Annotated in this window: 7 protein-coding genes; 3 read left to right on the forward strand and 4 right to left on the reverse strand. The window is 68.4% G+C overall.

Annotation, left to right across the window (positions count from 1 at the left end; all coding sequences use genetic code 11):
• The first annotated feature begins 161 nt into the window (after positions 1–161).
• Positions 162–1,118, forward strand: a complete 957-nt coding sequence (gene hemF / locus FAZ79_RS11000) for an oxygen-dependent coproporphyrinogen oxidase (RefSeq protein ID WP_136868010.1) — start codon at positions 162–164, stop codon at positions 1,116–1,118.
• Between the two features lie 89 nt (positions 1,119–1,207).
• Here hemF and FAZ79_RS11005 read toward each other — a convergent pair whose 3' ends face one another.
• The 3 genes from FAZ79_RS11005 to FAZ79_RS11015 all read right to left on the reverse strand — a co-directional run bounded on the left by FAZ79_RS11005 (position 1,208) and on the right by FAZ79_RS11015 (position 3,312).
• The gene (locus tag FAZ79_RS11005) at positions 1,208–2,110 is read right to left on the reverse strand and encodes a thermonuclease family protein (protein WP_169303690.1); all 903 of its coding nucleotides are present in this window, start codon (positions 2,108–2,110) and stop codon (positions 1,208–1,210) included.
• Between the two features lie 7 nt (positions 2,111–2,117).
• A complete protein-coding gene (locus FAZ79_RS11010; RefSeq protein WP_136868012.1) occupies positions 2,118–2,366 on the reverse strand; it encodes a type B 50S ribosomal protein L31 in 249 nt (82 codons plus the stop codon).
• Positions 2,367–2,592: 226 nt separating this feature from the next.
• The gene (locus FAZ79_RS11015) at positions 2,593–3,312 is read right to left on the reverse strand and encodes a ComF family protein (RefSeq protein ID WP_169303691.1); all 720 of its coding nucleotides are present in this window, start codon (positions 3,310–3,312) and stop codon (positions 2,593–2,595) included.
• 30 nt (positions 3,313–3,342) lie between these two features.
• Here FAZ79_RS11015 and FAZ79_RS11020 point away from each other — a divergent pair, with 30 nt between their 5' ends.
• Both FAZ79_RS11020 and bioB read left to right on the forward strand, forming a co-directional pair.
• Complete coding sequence (locus FAZ79_RS11020; protein WP_136868014.1) at positions 3,343–3,774, forward strand: hypothetical protein; 432 nt, start codon at positions 3,343–3,345, stop codon at positions 3,772–3,774.
• A 5-nt stretch (positions 3,775–3,779) separates the two neighbouring features.
• A complete protein-coding gene (gene bioB, locus FAZ79_RS11025) occupies positions 3,780–4,778 on the forward strand; it encodes a biotin synthase BioB (protein ID WP_136868015.1) in 999 nt (332 codons plus the stop codon).
• A gap of 195 nt (positions 4,779–4,973) precedes the next feature.
• Here bioB and FAZ79_RS11030 read toward each other — a convergent pair.
• The coding region (locus FAZ79_RS11030) for a protein-disulfide reductase DsbD domain-containing protein (RefSeq protein WP_247709549.1) at positions 4,974–5,375 on the reverse strand (402 nt) is incomplete at its 5' end.

Here is a 5,375-nt window from a genome sequence, read left to right on the forward strand (position 1 = left end):
AGCGCGAACGTCAGCGGCCGCCCGGCGGCACGCGACGCGCTCGCCGCCCGCCGCCAGTTTGCCCGGGCGGACGTCCGGATCATTCCGGGCCGCGTCGATCGGCGCGCCCGCCCCTCGCAGATCATCCACTGGCCCACCGGACGGATCATCAGGAGTTGACCATGGCGGATAAGCCGGCAGACAGCGGGGCCGACCTTCAGGCCGTCCGCGACTACCTTGTCGACCTGCAGGACCGGATCGTCGCCGGCCTCGAAGGCCAGGAAGACGGCACGCGCTTCCTGCACGACGACTGGAAGCGCCCGCCGGGCGACCATCTCAACGGCGAGGGCCGCGGCCGCATCCTCGAGGACGGCGCGACCTTCGAACGTGCCGGGATCAACTTCTCGCACGTGACCGGCAACAAGCTGCCGCCGTCGGCCACCGCCCACCGGCCGGATCTGGCCGGCGGCTCGTTCGAGGCCATGGGCGTCTCGCTGGTGATCCACCCGCGCAATCCCTTTGTTCCCACCTCGCACGCCAACGTGCGCTTCTTCCAGGCACAGAAGGAAGGCGTCGAGCCGGTGTGGTGGTTCGGCGGCGGCTTTGATCTGACGCCCTACTACGGCTTCACCGAGGATGCCGTGCATTGGCACGAGCAGGCCGAGGCCGCCTGCCGGCCGTTCGGCGACGACCACTACCCGCGCTTCAAGCAGTGGTGCGACGAGTATTTCTGGCTCAAGCACCGCAATGAACCGCGCGGCGTGGGCGGCCTGTTTTTCGACGACTACGGCGCCGACGGCCAGATCGACTTCGATACCGCCTTCGGCTTCATGCGCTCGGTGGGCGACCACTACCTGCCCGCCTACCTGCCGCTGGTGGAAAAGCGCAAGGACACCCCGTACGGCGAGCGCGAGCGCGACTTCCAGGCTTACCGCCGCGGGCGTTACGTCGAGTTCAACCTGGTCTACGACCGCGGCACCCTGTTCGGGCTGCAGTCGGGCGGGCGCACCGAGTCGATCCTGATGTCGATGCCGCCGCGCGCCGCCTGGCGCTACGACTACCACCCCGAGCCGGGCAGCGAGGAGGCGCGTCTCTACGACGAGTTCCTCCGCCCGCGCGACTGGCTGGCCGAACGCTGAGCCCGATTACCGACCCCCAACGCAAAAGGGCGAACCCACAGCGGGCTCGCCCTTTTTACATTCCAGGATGGATTCGAGGTGGGCTCGCGCTAGTTCAGGCGTTCCAGCGCATGCGCCGAGTCGACCGGGATAAACCAGTCCTGGTAGCGGTTGCTGTGGTGCACGATCCAGCCGCGCGCCCGCAGGGTCTCGCCTTCCAGCGCCTCGAAATCCCAGCCGGGGAAACGTTCGAGGTCGGCCTTGTCGACGCGCACGGCCACCCGGCCCTCCAGATTGATCCAGATATTCCGCCGGCTCTCGCCCACCGACTCCACCCGGCCGCGGACGATCGCCGCACCCTGCACCTGCTCCGGAATGCCGTTGGCCGAGGGCAGGCCCGGGTCGTAGGCGGACAAGGACCAGATGCCGAGATCGTCGTCGCGGGCCGCCCGCTCGCGCGTCAGCAGGCAGTCGGCCAGCTCGAGGTTGGGGGCGACGAACACCGCCATCGCCATGCCCCGATCCAGCAGTTGCGCCTGGATGGAACGACCGTCGGGGAGGTACAGGTAGGAAAGGCGGCGCCCGTAGCGGTCCTCGCCCTCGGTGGCATCGATCACCCGCACGCGGTTCTCCGACTCGGCCAGCAGCGCGCGCAGGGCCTGCTGCGCCTCACGGGCATAGGGTTCGTCCGCGGCGCCGTCCCGACCGATCTCGGGGGTGTCGATGCCGACCAGGCGCACCCGGTCCCCGTTGGAGAGGCGGACGGTATCGCCGTCGTTGACGTAGCTGACCGTGGCCGACTCGACCGCCAGCCCGGACGGCGGGGCGCAGTCGCCCGTGCCATCCATGCCACCCGGGGGCCGCTGCGGCGATTCCTCGGCCACGCAGCCGCCGGCGACGAGCAGCATGGTCGCCAGCACGGCGAGCAGGGGACGACGCACACGAAAAAGGGCACCGGGAAGACCCACGGTGCCCTTTTGCTGCGCCCGGCCGAACGGCAGGAACGCGACCACGACGGTCTTACTTCTTCTGGCCGTAGCGGTTGCGGAACTTGTCCACCTGCTTGGCCATGCTGCCCTCGGAACGCTTGCCGGTAAAGAACGGGTGGCTAGCGGAGGACACATCGATCTTGATCAGCGGGTACTCGTTACCGTCTTCCCACTTGATGGTCTCGCTCGACTTCATGGTCGAACGGGTCAGGATGGCGAAGTCCGCCGCGGCGTCCTGGAATACCACCGGCTGGTAGTTCGGGTGAATGCCTTCTTTCATCTCGATTCTGCCCCTGGTAAAGGTTCGAAAGTTGGGTCGGATGCCGCCGGGGCCGCATCTCAGGTTGATCGTCTTCGGGTTTGCCCCTTGGCGGGGCCGCCATCCCAACGCTCGCCCCGGGGTTAGAAATCACCACGGGCGTACGCGGCCGGGACGGCCAAGGCGCGAGATTCTACCCAAACTCACGACCCGGCACAAGCCATGCCCCGCTTTTCCCGGGATGTGCTCAGGGCGTGCGCGCCAGGGCCCAGACGGACACCGATGCGGCGCCGGCTTGCCGCAGCGCGGCTGCGAGCGCCCGCGCGCTCGCCCCGGTGGTCAGCACGTCATCGATGATCGCGACCCGCCGTGGCACGGTCCCGTCGACCGCAAACGCCCCCTTGAGCGTCCGTCGGCGCTCGCGGGCCGACAAGGCGGTCAGCGAACCGGTGTCCCGCACCCGGCGCACGCCACGGCGCAGCAACGGCAGGCCGGTCGCGCGGGCCACCCCGTCGGCCAGCAGCCAGGACTGGTTGAAGCCGCGCCGACGACGCTGTCGCGGGTGCAGCGGCATCGGCACCAGGACATCGATGTCGCCCACCGCCCCATCGGCCCGGACCGCCTCGACCAGGGTCGCTTGCAACAGCGGCACGACGCTGAAATCCTGACGGTACTTGAGCCGGTGGACCAGGGCACGCACCGACGGGTCGAGATCGACCGCGGCGATCACGCCCTCGAAGGCCGAGGGCTTGCCGACACAGGCCGCGCAGGTCTTCCCGTCCGCCCCATCACCGGCCAGAATCAGCCCGCAGCCGCGACAACGTGGCCGCCCCAGTGCGGCACGCCATTCCCGGCGGCAATCCGGGCACAGACCGTCGGGATCGACGGTATCGAGACGGCAGAGATGACAGGGCGCGTCGAACCAGCGCTGCCGTCGCGAGGGCATCCATTCCATGCTAATCTGCATCCCATCCGCATATTTAGAGGTCGTCTCACCATGAACCACGACGCGTCCGCCGACACCTTCGACAACAACGACGAGCACACCCCGACCCGCATCTCCGGCCGGTCGGCCCGGCGGGCCGCCACCTGGTTCAACTGGGGCAACATCGTCGCGATGATCGTGCCCCTGCCGCTGGCGATCTTCTGGACCGGCCTGTCGATGCTGGTCTACGCGCTGAACAAGCACCACCCGAACCCGAAGGTGGGCTACTACACCCAGTGGGCCGCCTACCGTTTCTACGGGGTGGCCGGCACCGCCATGGTGATCGCCGTGTTCGCGCCGCCCAGCCTGACCTTCTACCTGGTCGTCTGGGCGATCGCCGCGCTGATCCTGATCCCCTGGTCGCTTTACGACCTCTACCGGATCAAGCAAGATACCTGGGAAGATTCCTTCACCGAACCGCCCGAATCGTTCGAGGATAACTGATTCCCATGACCCGCCCGCTTTGGCGCAAGCAACAAGCGCTCGACCTGTTCGCGAAGCCCTTCAACGACCTGCTTTTCCAGGCCCAGACGGTGCATCGCGAGCACTTCGACCCCAACGCGGTCCAGGTCAGCACCCTGCTCTCGATCAAGACCGGCGCCTGCCCGGAAGACTGCAAGTACTGCTCGCAGAGCGCCCGCTACGACACGGGCCTCGAGCGCGAGCGCCTGCTGCCGCTCGACGAGGTGCGCACCGCCGCCCGCCGGGCGCGCGAGAAGGGCGCCTCGCGCTTCTGCATGGGCGCGGCCTGGCGTAACCCCACCGACACCCAGCTCGAGCGGGTCATCGACATGGTGCGCGTGGTCAAGGAGACCGGCATGGAGGCCTGCGTCACGCTCGGCATGCTCAAGCCCGAGCAGGCCAGCCGCCTCAAGGAGGCCGGTCTCGACTACTACAACCACAACATCGACACCTCGGCCGAGTTCTACGACCAGGTGATCACCACCCGCTCGATCGACGACCGCCTCGAAACGCTCGACCACGTCCGCGAGGCCGGCATCAACGTCTGCTCGGGCGGCATCCTCGGCATGGGCGAATCGCGCGAGGATCGCGCCTCGTTTTTGACCACGCTGGCCAACCTCGAGCGCGCGCCGGAATCCGTGCCGCTCAACATGCTGGTGCGCATCCCGGGCACGCCGATGGCCGACGTCCCGGCGCTCGACCCGATCGAGTTCATCCGCACCATCGCCGTGGCCCGCATCCTGATGCCGAGCTCGCACGTGCGCCTGTCCGCCGGCCGCGAGGGACTGAGCGAGGCGATCCAGGCCTGGTGCTTCTTCGCCGGCGCCAACAGCATCTTCTACGGCGAGAAGCTGTTGACCACCGAGAACGCCGACGCGGCGGCCGACGAGGCCATGTTCGAGAAGCTCGGCCTGACCCCGCTGATCCCCGACGGCTGCCAGCTCGACGAGCCGGCCGACAGCCAGCAGGCCTCCGTCTCGGCCTGATCGGCAACCACATCACGGCCATCACGGGCCGCGACTGACCACCCGGTCGGCCGCGGCCCGTTTCGTTTGGCGCGCCGAGCAATCGACGCCCCATTGTGGGAGCGGGCGTCGTAGGAGTGGCTTTAGCCGCGATGGGATCGGGTGGCGGCTCGGCATGTCGCGGCTAAAGCCGCTCCTACGGCCACCCTGGGTCGGCTATTCCCCACCCTGATCGACGGCGACCTCCACCTCGTCCGGCGCGAGGCACACCTCGTCATCGCAGGCCTGCAGATCGAGTAATAGACGCGTCGGCATCCCGCCGGTCACGGGTACCCGCAGCTCGATCACCCCTTCGTAGACATCGATCGCCGAACGGGCGAACTCGGCGCGAAACGGCCTGCCCTCGGGATAGTCGATCGGCCCGATCTCACCATCCAGCGCCGTGACCCGGGTCGGCACCAGGAAGTCTTCGCTGGCCGGGTTGGCATTGATGTGAAAGCCCTCGTCGATGGCGAGGCGCACGATGATGGCCGCACCGCCCTCGACCGCGCGCGCCTCGACCGCGACGTGATCGCGCGTCTCGCCCGGTCCGCCGGTGGTCTCGGCCGCCTCGGCCAG

Source organism: Guyparkeria sp. SB14A (assembly GCF_005096345.1).
GTDB classification, from domain to species: domain Bacteria; phylum Pseudomonadota; class Gammaproteobacteria; order Halothiobacillales; family Halothiobacillaceae; genus Guyparkeria; species Guyparkeria hydrothermalis.